At 66.9% G+C, this 15200-nt stretch carries 14 protein-coding genes; 10 read left to right on the top strand and 4 right to left on the bottom strand.

What is annotated here, in order from left to right; all coding sequences use genetic code 11:
• The first annotated feature begins 49 nt into the window (after window positions 1-49).
• The 10 genes from AC1DN0_RS07385 (at window position 50) to AC1DN0_RS07430 (ending at window position 10515) form a co-directional block, all read left to right on the top strand.
• Window positions 50-922 carry an HlyC/CorC family transporter gene (locus AC1DN0_RS07385; RefSeq protein ID WP_477145626.1) on the top strand — a complete coding sequence of 291 codons (873 nt, stop codon included), beginning with the start codon at window positions 50-52 and terminating at the stop codon, window positions 920-922.
• Window positions 919-2511 carry an apolipoprotein N-acyltransferase gene (lnt, locus tag AC1DN0_RS07390; protein WP_477103870.1) on the top strand — a complete coding sequence of 531 codons (1593 nt, stop codon included), beginning with the start codon at window positions 919-921 and terminating at the stop codon, window positions 2509-2511. The genes AC1DN0_RS07385 and lnt overlap by 4 nt, the downstream gene beginning before the upstream one ends.
• Window positions 2512-2984: 473 nt before the next feature.
• The gene (glyQ, locus tag AC1DN0_RS07395; RefSeq protein WP_477145627.1) at window positions 2985-3944 is read left to right on the top strand and encodes a glycine--tRNA ligase subunit alpha; all 960 of its coding nucleotides are present in this window, start codon (window positions 2985-2987) and stop codon (window positions 3942-3944) included.
• On the top strand, window positions 3941-4588 hold the full coding sequence (locus AC1DN0_RS07400) for a hypothetical protein (RefSeq protein WP_441629107.1): 648 nt from the start codon (window positions 3941-3943) through the stop codon (window positions 4586-4588). The genes glyQ and AC1DN0_RS07400 overlap by 4 nt, the downstream gene beginning before the upstream one ends.
• Window positions 4589-4624: 36 nt before the next feature.
• Window positions 4625-6757 (top strand): glycine--tRNA ligase subunit beta, encoded by a 2133-nt coding sequence (glyS, locus tag AC1DN0_RS07405; protein WP_441629109.1) that lies wholly within the window; start codon window positions 4625-4627, stop codon window positions 6755-6757.
• A gap of 29 nt (window positions 6758-6786) precedes the next feature.
• Window positions 6787-7365: a D-glycero-beta-D-manno-heptose 1,7-bisphosphate 7-phosphatase gene (gmhB, locus tag AC1DN0_RS07410; protein WP_441629111.1), complete on the top strand. Its 579-nt coding sequence runs from the start codon at window positions 6787-6789 to the stop codon at window positions 7363-7365.
• Between the two features lie 17 nt (window positions 7366-7382).
• The gene (locus tag AC1DN0_RS07415) at window positions 7383-8135 is read left to right on the top strand and encodes a lysophospholipid acyltransferase family protein (protein WP_441629113.1); all 753 of its coding nucleotides are present in this window, start codon (window positions 7383-7385) and stop codon (window positions 8133-8135) included.
• A complete protein-coding gene (locus AC1DN0_RS07420; protein ID WP_441629115.1) occupies window positions 8132-9013 on the top strand; it encodes a M48 family metallopeptidase in 882 nt (293 codons plus the stop codon). The genes AC1DN0_RS07415 and AC1DN0_RS07420 overlap by 4 nt, the downstream gene beginning before the upstream one ends.
• 184 nt (window positions 9014-9197) lie before the next feature.
• Window positions 9198-9605 (top strand): lactoylglutathione lyase, encoded by a 408-nt coding sequence (gene gloA / locus AC1DN0_RS07425; protein ID WP_035868018.1) that lies wholly within the window; start codon window positions 9198-9200, stop codon window positions 9603-9605.
• A gap of 40 nt (window positions 9606-9645) precedes the next feature.
• On the top strand, window positions 9646-10515 hold the full coding sequence (locus tag AC1DN0_RS07430) for a DMT family transporter (RefSeq protein ID WP_441629203.1): 870 nt from the start codon (window positions 9646-9648) through the stop codon (window positions 10513-10515).
• 96 nt (window positions 10516-10611) lie between these two features.
• On the opposite strand, the gene trpS is transcribed toward AC1DN0_RS07430, so the two are convergent.
• From trpS to AC1DN0_RS07450, 4 genes are all read right to left on the bottom strand, one after another.
• Window positions 10612-11634: a tryptophan--tRNA ligase gene (gene trpS, locus AC1DN0_RS07435; RefSeq protein ID WP_441629117.1), complete on the bottom strand. Its 1023-nt coding sequence runs from the start codon at window positions 11632-11634 to the stop codon at window positions 10612-10614.
• A 153-nt stretch (window positions 11635-11787) separates the two neighbouring features.
• Entirely contained in the window at window positions 11788-12606 is an 819-nt protein-coding gene (gene rsmA / locus AC1DN0_RS07440; protein ID WP_441629119.1) for a 16S rRNA (adenine(1518)-N(6)/adenine(1519)-N(6))-dimethyltransferase RsmA, read from the bottom strand.
• A gap of 20 nt (window positions 12607-12626) precedes the next feature.
• Window positions 12627-13676, bottom strand: a complete 1050-nt coding sequence (gene pdxA / locus AC1DN0_RS07445; protein WP_441629121.1) for a 4-hydroxythreonine-4-phosphate dehydrogenase PdxA — start codon at window positions 13674-13676, stop codon at window positions 12627-12629.
• A 27-nt stretch (window positions 13677-13703) separates the two neighbouring features.
• Window positions 13704-15200: a peptidylprolyl isomerase gene (locus tag AC1DN0_RS07450; RefSeq protein ID WP_477103883.1), complete on the bottom strand. Its 1497-nt coding sequence runs from the start codon at window positions 15198-15200 to the stop codon at window positions 13704-13706.

A 15200-nucleotide genomic window follows, 5' to 3' on the forward strand; every position in this document is an offset into this window, starting at 1 on the left:
CCCTTTTAGTGTATCCTTCAACCGATATCCACCCCGCGCTCGCCGCGCCATGAACGACCCTTACCCCAGTTCGAAGTCAGCCGACCGTCCCCGATCCCTGCTCGAACGGCTCTCGGATTTCATCTCCCCCGAGCCCGATACCCGCGCTGAATTGCTCGAGGTGCTTCAGGATGCGCATGCGCGCAACCTGATCGACGCCGACTCCCTCTCCATGATCGAGGGCGTGTTCCAGGTTTCCGAACTCACCGCGCGCGACATCATGGTGCCGCGCGGCCAGATGGACACCGTCAATATCGCCGACGCGCCGGAGAGCTTCATCCCCTTCATGCGGCAGACGGCGCACTCGCGCTTTCCTGTCTACGAAGGCAGCCGCGACAACATCATCGGCATCCTGCTGGCCAAGGACCTCTTGCGGTACTACACCGACGAGGAGTTCGACCTGCGCGAGACCCTGCGCCCGGCTGTATTCATCCCCGAGTCCAAGCGCCTCAATATCCTGYTGCGCGASTTCCGCATCAACCGCAACCACATYGCSATSGTGGTGGACGARTAYGGCGGCGTSGCCGGCCTGKTSACSATCGAGGAYGTGCTGGAACAGATCGTGGGCGACATCGAGGACGAGTTCGACCTTGACGAGGATCATGACAAGATCGTGCAACTGCCCGATGGCGGCTGGCGCGTGCATGGCCTGACCGAGATCGAGCAGTTCAACGAAACCTTCGGCACGCACTTCTCCGATCACGACGTCGACACCGTGGGCGGCTTGCTGAGCAACCACCTTGGCCACGTGCCGCATCGCGGCGAAGTGGTGATACTGCCCCCGATGCGCTTCGAAGTCCTGCGCGCCGATGCCCGCCAGGCGCACCTGCTGCTGGTGCGCCGCGAGGCCCCGCTCAACCCGCCCGAAGTGGACGGCGCATGAAGCGCTTGCTCCAGGCATGGCCCGGCGCCGCCAGCGCCGGGCGCGACAACGCGCGCGGCGTGAGCCTGCCCCGACTGTTGCTGGCCGCCATCCTGGGCGTCGCCCATACCCAGGCCTACGCGCCCCATACCTGGTGGTGGCTGCAATTGCTGTCGCTGGCTGGGCTGGTGGCGCTGGTCGCCGATGCGCCCCGCACCCGCGGCGCGGCCGCGACCGGCTACGCCTTTGGCCTGGGCTGGTTCCTCTCCGGCGTGTGGTGGCTCTATATCAGCATGCACGTCTATGGCGAGATGCCAGCCTGGATGGCGCTGCTTGCCGTGCTGCTGCTTGCCGGCTTCATCGCGCTCTTTCCGGCGCTGGCCGCCGCGACATGGCACTGGCTGATGGCGCGCCGGACGCGCGCGGCCTCCGTGACGCTGCTGGCGCCGCTCGCCTTCGGCGCGGCCTGGGGGCTGTCCGAATGGCTGCGCGGCGTAATGTTCACCGGTTTTCCCTGGCTGTCGAGCGGCTACGCCCATACCGATGGTCCGCTGGCCGGCTTCGCGCCGCTGATCGGGGTCTACGGCATCGGCGCGCTGGCGGCAACTGTGGCTGCATTGCTGGTGGCAGCGGTGCGCGGCTTCGGCAGCGCCGGCCCGGGCGGCAAGCGCACCGGCGCGCTCGCGCTGGCGGGAGCCGTGGCGCTGCCGCTGGGCGGCGCCGCGCTGGTGCCGGTCGCCTGGACTACCCCGGCCGGCAAGCCCATTGCCGTGCGGCTGCTGCAGGGCAATGTGGCACAGGACATCAAGTTCGAACCGGCCGGCGTGCAGCGCTCCATCGAGCTATACCGCGACCTGATCACGGCCGCCCCGGCCGATCTCGTGGTCACGCCCGAGACCGCCTTCCCGGTGATCCTGCAGGACCTGCCCGTCGACATCGCCATCGCGGTGCGCGACTTCACCGTGGCCAGCGGCACCACCGTGCTGTTTGGCGCCGCCGGCGCGGATTCGCCGGTCGATTTCACCAACAGCGTCTTCGGCCTGGGTCCGCTGACCGAACGGCTGTATCGCTACAACAAGCACCACCTGGTGCCGTTCGGCGAGTTCATTCCCTTGGGTTTCCACTGGTTCGTGGACATGATGAAGATGCCGCTCGGGGACTTCCGCCGCGGCGGACTGGACCAGGCCCCGCTGCCGGTGCGCGGCATCATGGTGGCACCCAATATCTGCTACGAGGATCTGTTCGGCGAGGAAATCGCCGAGACGCTGCGCAGCCAGCCGGTGCCGGCCAATATCCTGGTCAATGTGACCAACCTGGCCTGGTTCGGCGACACCATTGCGCTGGACCAGCATCTGCAGATCTCGCGCATGCGCGCGCTGGAGATGCGCCGGCCGATGCTGCGTTCGACCAATACCGGGATGACTGCCGTGGTGACGCCGGACGGCGTGGTGGCCGCGCGCTTGCCGACCTTCACGGTCGGCACGCTCACCGCCAATGTGCAGGGCACACAGGGTTTCACCCCATATGTGCGCTGGGGAAATAGTCCGGCGCTGGCAGCCTGCCTGCTGGTGCTGGCCCTGGCGGCCTGGCGCCGCCGCCAGCAACGCTGACGGCGGCCGGGCCGCAGACAGCCCAGCAGGCGTGTCAGGCTGCCACGCCAGCCACTGCCGACAGCAAGGCGGCGGCTATCATCACTGCGATGGCGACGAGATAAGGCTTCCGAGAAAGTAGCGACATGACCGGTGTCCCCCTGATGAATTGATTCGGACGGTTTCGGCTGTTATGCACAGCTCTGCTTAATACTGTATACAAAAACACTAACGGCCAGTATCCGGCAGAGCTTTAGAGGGCTTCGGTGTTTACCCGATTCGTTGCAAAACGCCGACACCACATACCAGCCCCGCGGGCGGGATTGGATGTCGTGACTCATGCAAGGGTCGTGCCGATGGCGGGCAGCCTGAAAAAAACCGATAGAATTCAGGGTTTGGCACGATCTTCGTGAGGCGCCGTGGCAACTTTGCCGCCCGGCGCCCGCCCTTGCTTGCTTGCTGGCCTGTGTGCAGGCCCTTACTAGTCTTCGCTTATGCTGACCTTCCAACAAATGATCCTCACCCTGCAGGCCTACTGGGACCGGCAGGGCTGCGCACTCTTGCAACCCATCGATCTGGAGGTCGGCGCCGGCACCTCGCACGTGCATACCTTCCTGCGCGCGATCGGGCCGGAGCCGTGGCGCGCCGCCTATGTGCAGCCGTCGCGCCGCCCCAAGGACGGGCGCTATGGCGAGAACCCCAACCGCCTGCAGCACTATTACCAGTACCAGGTCGTGCTCAAGCCCGCGCCCGAGAACATCCTCGAGCTGTACCTSGGCTCGCTGGAAGCGCTGGGCCTGGACCTGAAGCAGAACGACATCCGCTTCGTCGAGGACGACTGGGARAATCCCACGCTSGGCGCMTGGGGCCTGGGCTGGGAAGTCTGGCTCAACGGCATGGAAGTGACSCAGTTCACCTAYTTCCAGCAAGTSGGCGGCATCGACTGCAAGCCSATCACCGGCGAGATCACCTACGGCATCGAGCGCCTGGCGATGTACCTGCAGAAGGTCGAGAACATCTATGACCTGGTGTGGACCGAGTGGGAAGAAAACGGCAAGACGCGCCGCCTGACCTATGGCGACGTCTATCACCAGAACGAAGTGGAGCAATCCACCTACAACTTCGAGCAAAGCAATACCGAGATCCTGTTCCGCCACTTCGCCGAACACGAAGCGGAAGCCAAGCGCCTGATGGGCGCCGCCGAGGCGAAGCAGGACGCCGGGCAGGCCGCGCCGGCCGACGCCGCCAAACGCCTGCCGCTGCCCGCCTACGAGCAACTGCTCAAGGCCGCCCACACCTTCAACCTGCTGGACGCACGCGGCGCGATCTCGGTCACAGAGCGCGCGGCCTATATCGGCCGCATCCGCAACCTGTCGCGGCTGGTGRCCCAGGCCTACTATGACTCGCGCGAGTCGCTCGGCTTTCCGATGTGCGAACGCGAGGCCGCCGCATGACCCGCGCGGCGCGCGGCGCGCTGCGCGGATGCGCTGCCCTGGCGATGCTGGCCCTGGGAGCGTCCGGCGCCGCCCAGGCCTCGGCGCCCGTGCCGAGCCCGCAGGCGCTGTACCTGCCGGCCGACCTGTCCAATGTCTGCGAAGCCAATCCGCAGGCACTGCAGCAGGCCATCGACCGGCACTGGCACGGCGCCTTCGGCCCGAACAACTCGCTGGACCAGTGGACCCAGCTGGTGCGCACGTTCTCGTGCGACCTGTCGGGCTCCAGGGATCTGGGCTGGCACCGCGTGCCGCTGCGCGCCTATGAAAGCGCGATCCGTTACCCGCTCACGTGGACCGAGACCGAGACAGTGAACGGCCGGGTACGCCGCCAGATCAAGACGTACTACTCGGCCGCGCAGCTGCCGCCCAAGATCGATTTCTGGGTAAGCGGCCGCATCGACGAGATCCGCTACGACAAGCGCCTGCGCCGGCTCGATGCCCGCTTCTTCGCACCGCGTCCCGCCCCCGGCACCCGCGGCAGCAGCGCAAGCAGCGGCGGCAGCACGGACAGCCAGTGCGTAGCGACCACGCTGCAATTCCGCCAGCAAAACGGCCTGTGGCTGTTGTCCGGCGTAGAACCTACTATTGCACCGCGCTGCTAAGGCGCAGCGCGTGCCACAACTTGTTGGAAACGATTCATGTCGCAAACCCTGACCGATTCGAACGATACGCTGCTGATCGAGCTGTTCACCGAAGAGCTGCCGCCCAAGGCGCTGGCGCGCCTGGGCGACGCCTTCGCGCAGGGCCTGTTCGCCGGCCTGTCCGAGCGTGGCCTGCTGGATGACGGCGCCGCCGTCACCTCTTTCGCCACGCCGCGCCGGCTGGCCGCGCAAGTCACCGGCGTGCGCCGCAGCGCGCCAGACCGCGAGCAGCGCGAAAAAGTGCTGCCGCTGACGGTGGCGCTGGACGCCAACGGCGAGCCGACGGCGCCGCTGGCCAAGAAGCTGGCCGCGCTGGCCAAATCGGTGGGCGTCGAAGCGATCGACTGGCAAACCCTGGAGCGCGCCTCCGACGGCAAGGCCGACGCCTTCTTCTACCGCTACACCGCGCGCGGCGCCGAACTGGTTGCCGGCCTGCAGGCGGCACTGGACGACACCATCGCCAGGCTGCCCATCCCCAAGGTGATGAGCTACCAGCGTCCGGACGGCAGCACCGTGCATTTCGTGCGCCCCGCGCACCGTCTGGTGGCCCTTCTCGGCACCGAAGTGGTGCCGGTCAGTGCATTGGGGCTCCAGGCCGGCAGGACCACCCAGGGCCACCGCTTCCTGTCTGGCGGCGAGATCGAGATTGCCCGGGCCGGCGACTATGCCGCCGTGCTGGAATCGCAAGGCCGCGTGCTGGCCAGCTACACCGAGCGCCGTGAACGCATTCGCAACGCGCTGCTGGAGCAGGCCGGCGCCGACCAGGTCGTCATGCCCGATGCCCTGCTCGACGAAGTCAATTCGCTGGTGGAATGGCCGGTGGTCTATCCTTGCCATTTCGAGGAGGTCTTCCTCGAAGTGCCGCAGGAATGCCTGATCCTGACCATGCAGACCAACCAGAAGTACTTCGCGCTGACCGATGCCGAAGGCCACCTGCGCAACCGCTTCCTGGTGGTTTCCAACCTGGCCACGGACACGCCGGAATCCATCATCAGCGGCAATGAGCGCGTGGTGCGCCCGCGCCTGGCCGACGCCAAGTTCTTCTTCGACCAGGACCGCAAGAAGACCCTGGCCTCGCGCGTGCCGCAACTGGCCAATGTGGTCTACCACAACAAGATCGGCTCGCAGCTCGACCGCGTGCAGCGCCTGCAGCAGATCACCGGCCACATCGCCGACGCGATGGGCGCCGCCGGCATTGCCGTGGAAAAAGCGGCCGCCATGCGCGGCGCCGAACTTGCCAAGGCCGACCTGCTGACCGACATGGTCGGCGAGTTCCCGGAGCTGCAGGGCACCATGGGCACCTACTACGCGCGTCACGACGACGAAGCCGAATCCGTGGCGCTGGCCTGCTCCGAGCACTATCGCCCGCGTTTTGCCGGCGACGCCCTGCCCGCCGGCCCGGTGAGCCTGGCTGTCGCGCTGGCCGACAAATTGGAGACGCTGGTCGGCATCTGGGGCATCGGCCTGTCGCCCACCGGCGAGAAGGATCCGTTCGCACTGCGGCGCCACGCGCTCGGCATCCTGCGCATGCTGGTCGAGACGCCGCTGCCGCTGTCGATCGACGCACTGCTGGAGCTCACCCAGCAGGCCTTCGCCGGCATCGCCGCGGTCAAGCCCGCGCAAGCCGCGATCGCCGACTTCCTGTACGACCGCCTGCGCGGCTACCTGAAGGACAAGGGCTACACCACCAACGAGGTGGAAGCCGTGGTGAGCCTGCGCCCGCAGCGCCTGGACGACATCCTGGCCCGCCTGGAAGCGGTGCGCACCTTTGCCGCGCTGCCCGAAGCCGAAGCGCTGGCCGCGGCCAACAAGCGCATCACCAACATCCTGCGCAAGAACACCGACCCCATTGGCACCGTGCAGCCGGCGCTGCTGCAGGAAGCCGCCGAGAGCGCGCTGCACAAGGCGGTGGAAAGCGTGCGCCCGCAGGTGGACGCCGCCTTCGCCAACGGCGACTTCGCCACCGCGCTGCGCGACCTCGCGCAGCTGCGCGCGGCGGTCGACCAGTTCTTCACCGACGTCATGGTGATGGCCGAAGACGCGCAACTGCGTGCCAACCGGCTGGCGCTGCTGGCCTCGCTGCACGTGCTGGCCAATCGCGTGGCCGACATCTCCAAGCTGGCCGCCTGAGCGGCCGGGCACCATAACGGAAGGCCATCATGCCGCAGACACCGCCCAAGCTTGTCGTGCTCGATCGCGACGGGGTCATCAACCTCGACAGCGACCAGTTCATCAAGACGCCCGACGAATGGATCCCCATCGATGGCAGCCTGGAAGCGATCGCCGCGCTCAATCAGGCCGGCTATCGCGTGGTGATCGCCAGCAACCAGTCCGGCATCGGCCGCGGCCTGTTCGAGATGAGCGCGCTCAACGCCATGCACGAGAAAATGCACAAGGCGCTGGCCAATCTCGGCGGACGCGTCGACGCGGTCTTCTTCTGCCCGCATACGGCGGCGGACGGCTGCGATTGCCGCAAGCCCAAGGCCGGGATGCTTGAGCAGCTGGCCGAACGCTTTGGCGTAGAGCTCAAGGGCGTGCCGCTGGTAGGCGACTCGCTGCGCGATCTCGAGGCGGGGCTGGCGGTGGGTTGCGCCCCGCACCTGGTGCTGACCGGCAAAGGCGCCAAGACCGAGAAAAAGGGCGGCCTGCCGCCCGGCACGCTGATCCACGACGACCTGCGCGCTTTCGCGCGCTGGCTGCTCACCGGCGATGGCGCTCCGCGCCAGGCCGGTTCCTGAACCCAATTCCCGCACCGATGATTTTCCTCCGCTCCTTGCTGTTCGCGTTGTTCCTTCTGGTAGTGACGCCGCCGTATGCCTGCGCGTGCTTCATTGTCTTTCCCTTCATGAATGCCGACCGCCGCTACCGCTTCGTGCGCGGCTGGCCGCGGATGGTCACCGCCGCGGCCGCCGTGATTTGCGGCATTCGCTACCGCTACGAAGGCCGCGAGCATTTCGACGGCATGCTCGACAAGCCGGTCGTGGTGCTGTCCAAGCACCAGTCGGCGTGGGAGACGGTCGCTTACCTGGCCACGCTGCCCAAGCCGATGTGCTTCGTGTTCAAGCGCGAACTGCTGATGGTGCCCTTCTTCGGCTGGGCGCTGGGCATGCTCAAGATGGTGCATATCAACCGCAAGGAAGGCACGCGCGCCTTCGCCTCCGCCGTGCGGCAGGGCAAGGAGCGGCTGTCTGAAGGCGCCTGGATCATCATGTTCCCGGAGGGTACGCGCACGCCATCCGGCCTGGAGAAGACCCGCTACAAGAGCGGCGGCGCCCGCCTCGCGGTGGAAACGGGCGCGTGGGTGATTCCGATGGCCGTCAACTCCGGGCGGCTGTGGCCGCGCAACTCGTTCCTGAAATATCCCGGGATGATCACGGTCTCTGTCGGCGCGCCGATTTCCTCGGCCAACAAGACCGCGGACCAGGTCAACCAAGAGGTTGAGGCGTGGATCGAACGAGATATGCGTAGAATCGATGGCGAGAGCTACCGGAGCAAAACGCCCGCATGAAATTGCTGCGCCCGTCCCCCGATGCCCCCGGCTCCCAGATGGAGCTGCCGCTGTCAGACGCCCTGGCCGGCGCCGACATGGCACCGGGCATGGCACCGGGGGTTACGCCTGCGCAACCGGTCCCGCCCGCCTCGCAACCTTGGCCACAGCCGCAGCCCAATGCGCGGCTGCTGCTGGTGGGCGAACGCGGCGTGCACTACACGCTCAAGCGCTCGTCGCGCCGTACCATCGGTTTCACCGTGGACGACCGCGGCCTGTCCATCACGGCGCCGCGTTGGGTGACGCTGGCCGACATCGAGTCCGCCATCTTCGAAAAACAGCGCTGGATCTTCAACAAGCTGGGGGAATGGCAGCATCGCGAAGCCCGGCGCGTGCTGCCCACCGTGCAATGGCGCGAAGGCGCGAGCCTGCCCTTTCTGGGCAAGCCCATCACGCTGAAACTCGAATCGCCCACCGGCGTACTGGTGTTCGACGCCGACAGCCGCATTCTTCATCTTGCGCTGCCTGTGCATGCCGATGAGCAGCAGATCAAGGATCGCGTGCAAGGGTGGCTTCAGCACCAGGCCAAGCGGCTGCTGGCGCAGCGGCTCGATATCTACGCCGACAAGCTCGGCGTGCGGCACAGCGCGTTTGCGCTGACATCGGCCGCGACGCGCTGGGGCAGCTGCACCGCCGACGGCAAGATCCGGATGAACTGGCGGCTGATGCATTTTCCCTTGTCGATGATCGACTACGTGGCCGCGCATGAGCTGGCACATCTCAAGGAGATGAACCATAGCCCCAGGTTCTGGGATACGGTGGCATCGATCTTTCCGGAATTCCGGGATGCCCGGGCGCAATTGAGGGCGCATCCGCCGGAATTGCTGCCGACGTTCTGAGCCCGGCCTCCTGGCCTGGCACTCCGCCAGGCGCGTGGCAAGGTGCCGGCCGCAACCCTGCAATGCGAGTATCAGACCCTTGATTTCAAACGGAAAAATGGCGATCAGCGCCAGCGGCATACCCGCCTTGCGCATCCCGTTTAGAATATCCGCCCCATTCAAGAAAAATCATATCTCTCCCAAAATGCGACTCCTCCATACCATGCTCCGCGTCGGCGACCTGCAACGCTCGATCGACTTCTACACCCGCATCCTCGGCATGCAACTGCTGCGCGAAAGCGACAACACCGAATACAAGTACCGCCTCGCCTTCGTCGGCTACGGCCCGGAATCCGAAACGGCCGTGCTTGAGCTGACCTATAACTACGGCGTCGACAAGTATGAAATGGGCACCGCCTACGGCCATATCGCGCTGGAGACCGACAACGCGGCGGCCACCTGCGAGCGCATCCGCGCCGCCGGCGGCAATGTCGTGCGCGAGGCCGGCCCGGTCAAGGGCGGCACCACCGTGATCGCCTTCGTCGAAGACCCGGACGGCTACAAGATCGAACTGATCGAGCGCAATTCCACGCGCGACGCCAGCCGCCCCTGAAGTGAGCGCCCAACCGCTCACCCGGCGCCCGCTCGACGGCATGGCCATCACCCTGATGGTCGTGCTCTGCCTGGCATGGGGGCTGCAGCAAGTGGTGATCAAAGTGACAGCGCCGTCGATGGGCGCGGTGCTCCAGGCTGGCGTGCGCTCAGCGGTGGCGGCCTTGCTGGTGTTCGGCTTCGCTGCCTGGCGCCGCACGCCGCTGTGGCAGCGCGATGGCACGCTGGGCGCGGGGTTGCTGGCCGGCCTGTTGTTCGGCGCAGAGTTCTTCTGCATCTTCGTTGGCCTTGGCCACACCAGCGCTTCGCGCATGGCGGTGTTCCTCTATACCGCGCCGATCTTCACCGCGCTCGGGCTGCACATGACCGTCGCCGGGGAACGGCTGCGGCGCGGGCAGTGGGTTGGCGTGGGGCTGGCCTTCTGCGGCATGGCGCTGGCTTTTGCCGATGGCATCGCCGCACCTGCCGCGCATGGCGGCAGCACGCTGCTGGGCGATGCGCTGGGCATCCTTGCCGGATTCCTGTGGGCAGCCACCACGGTGGTGGTACGTGCCAGCCGGCTGGCATCGGCGCCGGCCAGCAAGACGCTGCTCTATCAACTGGCCGTGTCGGCGGTGATGCTGCTGGCCATGGCGCTTGCCGCCGGCCAGCACCTGCATGCGCGGGTTGACGGCCTGGTGCTGGCGAGCCTGTTCTACCAGTCGGTGCTGATAGCCTTTGCCAGCTACCTGGCGTGGTTCTGGTTGCTGCGCCAATATCTGGCTTCGCGCTTATCGGTGTTTTCGTTCCTGACGCCGCTGTTCGGTGTGGCATTCGGCGTGGTGCTGATGCACGATGCCGTGGGCATGCGGTTTGCCGTGGCGGCGGTGCTGGTGCTGGCCGGCATCGTGCTGGTCAACCGGCGGGCCTGAGCGAACGCACCCGGCTTACCGCGCAATAGACGCAAAAGATGCAAAAGAGCCGGCATGCGCCGGCTCTTTTGCTACGCCCGCGCGGATGCGCCGGGGTTAGAAGCTGAACATGCCGAGCGCCTCGCGCACTTCGTCCAGCGTCGCCTGGGTAACGACGCGGGCCTGCTCCGTGCCCTGCTTCAGGATATCGAACACGTGCTGCGGATCCTTTGCCAGTGCCTCGCGGCGCTCGCGGATCGGCGCCAGCAGTGCCTGCAGCACGCCCTCCAGCCGGCGCTTGAGCACCATATCGCCCAGTCCGCCGCGCCGATAGTGTTCCTTCAGTTCGGCCACTTCATCGACCGCCTCGTCGAACGCATCGAGGTAGGTGAACACCATATTGCCCTCGACCTGCCCCGGATCCGACACCTTGAGGTGGTTGGGATCGGTGTACATGCGCATGACCGCTTCCTTGATCTGCTCAGGCGTGGCCGCGAGCGGGATCGCATTGCCTTGCGACTTGCTCATCTTGGCCTTGCCGTCGACGCCGGGCAGGCGGCCGAAGCGCGGGATCAGCGCGGCGGCTTCGGGCAGGACCTCGCGGCCAACCTGGTGGTTGATGCGGCGCACGATCTCGTTGGTCTGCTCGATCAGCGGCGCCTGGTCCTCGCCCACCGGCACCACCTGGGCCTTGAAGCCGGTGATGTCGGCCGCTTGCGAGGCCGGGTAGCACAGGAAGCCAGCGGGAATATCGCGTCCGAAGCCGCGTGCCTGGATCTCTTCCTTGATGGTGGGATTGCGCTCCAGCCGGGCCACCGTGACGAAGTTCAGGTACATCAGGGTGAGTTCGGCCAGCGCCGGCAGGTGCGACTGCACCGTGATGGTGGTCTTGGCCGGGTCGATGCCGACCGCCAGGTAGTCGAGCGCCACCTCCAGCACGTTGCGCCGCACCTTTTCCGGATCGTGCGCGTTGTCGGTCATGGCCTGGGTGTCGGCCAGCAGCAGATATTGCTTGTGGGTGTCCTGCAGTGCCACGCGGCTCTTGAGCGAGCCAACGTAGTGGCCAAGGTGAAGCTGGCCGGTGGGGCGGTCGCCGGTGAGGATGACCTTGCGCTGGGGCGCCTGCGTTTCGCTAGTCATGGCATTTCCTTCGGTAAGAGAAGCGCCGCGGGCACCGGTCGGCGGGGGCACAGGCCTGCCGACCGGGCTGCGGCGGCTAGAGTCGGGATCGGGGGATGACGACGTGCCGCTGCCTTCAGCAGCGCCACCAATGGGGCATGGGCGCGCGCATCATCAGGGCGTGGCCTCGAGTTGCCGTGCCAGCCCAACGTATTCGGCGACGGGAACTTCCTCCGCGCGCCGGGCCAGGTCGAAGCCAAGCGCGTCGAAATCGACCTGGTCGCGCAGCATCGACAGCGTATTGCGCAGGACCTTGCGCCGCTGGGAGAAAGCCGCGGCCACCACATCGCCCAGCACCGTCAGGTTGCAGGCGGGATAAGGCGAGCGCAACAGGCCGTCGGCTTGCCGCGGCCAGGGAATCATGCGCACCACGGCGGAGTCGACCTTGGGCGGCGGATTGAACGACGCCGGCGGCACGTCGAGCACATGCTCCATGTGATAGCGCACCTGGAGCATGATCGACAGCCGCCCGAAAGCCTTGCTGCCGGGCTCGGCCACCATGCGCTCGACCACTTCCTTTTGCAGCATGAAATGCTGGTCGCGCACCTGGTCGGCGAACTCGGCCAGATGGAACAGCAGCGGGCTGGAGATGTTGTACGGCAGGTTGCCGACGATACGCAGCGGCCTGCCGGCTTCGCACAGCTTGCCGAAATCGAAGGCCAGCGCATCGCCCGCGTGGATCACCAGGCGATCGCCGTAGCGGCGCCGCAGGCGCTCCACCAGGTCGCGGTCGAGCTCGACCACCTGCATCTGCGGCAGGCGCTCCAGCAGCGGCTGGGTCAGCGCGCCGAGACCGGGGCCGATCTCGACCAGGACATCGCCATGCTGCGGGTCGATGGCACTGACGATGCCATGGATGATGCCGTCATCGACCAGGAAGTTCTGTCCGAATCGTTTGCGGGCCACATGGCCCTGGTGTACGTTGGAACGCATAGTTGGGTCTCGCTCGGGCGTCAGCGTGTTGCCGCCAGCGGCGCGGCGCGCGGCCGGCCGTTGGCGTGGCCGGCCATGGCGATGGCGCTGCGGATCGCCTCGATCATGCTGCCGTGCTCGGCCCGGCCGCTCGCGGCCAGGTCGAGCGCAGTGCCATGGTCGACCGATGTGCGGATAAAAGGCAAGCCCAGCGTGATATTCACGCCGTGGCCGAAGGTACCGTACTTGAGCGGCGCCAGGCCCTGGTCGTGGTACATCGCCAGCACGCAGTCGGCCCCGTCGAGGTGGCGGGGCTGGAACAGCGTGTCGGCGGGGTATGGGCCGCGTGCGTCGATGCCCGCGTCGACGGCGTGGGCCAGCGCGGGGATGATCACGTCGATCTCCTCATGGCCCATGTGGCCGCTTTCCCCGGCGTGGGGGTTCAGGCCTGTCACCAGGATGCGCGGGCGGACAATGCCGAAATGGCGGCGCAGGTCGGCGTCGACGATGGTCAGCGTCTCCACCAGCATGGCCACCGTCAGCGCATCGGGCACCGCGCGCAATGGCAGGTGGGTGGTGGCCAGCGCCACCCGCAGCATGGCGTTGGCATGCGCGGGCTGCGGGCCGGCCAGCATCATCACCACGCGCGGCACGCCGGCGCGTTCGGCAAGGTATTCCGTGTGGCCGGTGAAGGGCACGCCGCCATCGTTGATGGTGCTCTTCTGCACCGGCGCGGTCACCATGCCGGCATAGCGCGGCGTGCCGTGCGCGCCACCGGTGCAGCCGTCAATCGCGGCATCGAGCAAGGCCAGCACGTAGGCCCCGTTGCGCGCATCGAGCCGGCCGGCTTCGCACGGCACGTCCAGTGCGATGTCTTCGCTCACCACGCTGCCGTCCGCCAGCCTGTGCGCCCAGGCGTGCGCCGCGCCCAGCGCCGCGGCACGCGCGGCCAGCAGGCGCGCGTCGCCCAGCACGTGAAAGCGCACTTGCGGATGCTCGCCCGCAAGTTGCAGCAAGGCACCCACGGTGATGTCGGGACCGATGCCGGCGGGTTCCCCGGTGGTGATGGCTAGCGCGAGCGGCTCTGACATGGCGGCGATGTCTTCTGTTTGGCGTGTTTAGCGCTGGCGGTTGACGCGGTATTCCACGTAGGCGGCCTGGCGCAACTGGCGCTGCCAGTCTTCATAGGCCGCGCGCAGCTTCTGCTCGCGTACCTCGGCACGGGCGAAATCACGCTGCTTCTCCGGCGAAACTTCGGTCTCGCGGCGATTGACCACCAGGATCAGGTGGACACCAAACTGGCTGACCACGGGTTCAGACACTTCGCCCGGGCGCAGCCGGTTCATGGCCTGCTCGAATTCCGGCACCAGCTCGCCCGGCGATACCCAGCCGAGATCGCCACCGTTCGACGCCGATCCGTCCTGGGAGAATCGCTTGGCCGCTTCGCCAAAGTCTCCGCCGTGGGTAATGCGGTCCCGCACCGTGACCAGCTGGCGGCGCGCTTCGGCCTCCGGCATGTTGGGGCCGGTGCGGATCAGGATATGGCGTACCTGGGTCTGGGTAATCTTGTCGGCGGCGGCCGGGCTCGACGACGCCGCCGGCGCGTTGCGCTTGGCCAGCAGCTTGAGCACGTGGAAGCCGTTGGCGCTCTCGATCACTTGCGGCGCCACGCCACCGACCTGCAGGTCAAGCACGGCATTGGCGAACAGCGCCGGCAGCCGGCCGATCTCGCGGAAGCCAAGCGAGCCGCCCTTGGCGGCCTCGGGCGCATCGGATGCCTGCGCCAGCTCGGCGAAATCCGCGCCACCCTGGGCCTGCTTGAGCAGCCCTTCGGCCTTGGCGCGCAAGGCCGCCTTCTGCGCCTCCGAGGCATCGTCCGGCACGCGCACCAGGATCTGGGCCACGTTGTATTCGGTGGGGCCAGTGGCAGCAGCGGCAGTGCCCGGTGCACCATTCGCCGCGAGATAGTTGTCGATCTCGCCGTCGTAGACCTGGATCTTGGAATCCACCTCGCGCTCGCGCAGGCGGATCACCTGCACCTGCTTGCGCAACTCATCCCGGTACTTGGTCCAGGTCATCCCGGTGCGCTCGACCTGGCTGCGCAGGTCGGTCACGTTCATTTTATTCTGCTGCGCCACGGACTCGATGGCGCGGTCGACTTCCTGGTCCGTCACCTTGATGCCGGCTTCCTGCGCGGCCTGCGTCTGCACGCGCTCCATCACCAGGCGCTCCAGCACCTCGCCCAGCAGGTCGGCACGCGCCGGCACCGGCCGGTTGGCCTGGCGCAACTGCGATTCGATATCGTCGGCGCGGTCCAGCAGTTCACGCCGGGTAATCACACTGCTGTTGACGATCGCCACCACCTCGTCCACCAGTTGCGAGCGCTGGGCGCTCGTGCCGGGCTGCGATACGCCCAGGCGCGGCTGGCTGGGCGAAGCAGCGGCGCTGCCACCGGCCTGGGGCATGAAAATGCCGGTGGCCTTCTGCCCGGGAGCCTTCAGCTGCGCCGCGGCGGGCAGCGCGAAAGCAGCCAGCAGCGCGCTCAGCAAAAGGCTTTGCCAGCCGGTCAGGCGGGACGACAAGGAGGAGATCGCGGTGAATTCTTGACGTTTCAT

Source organism: Cupriavidus sp. 05N39 (assembly GCF_056397325.1).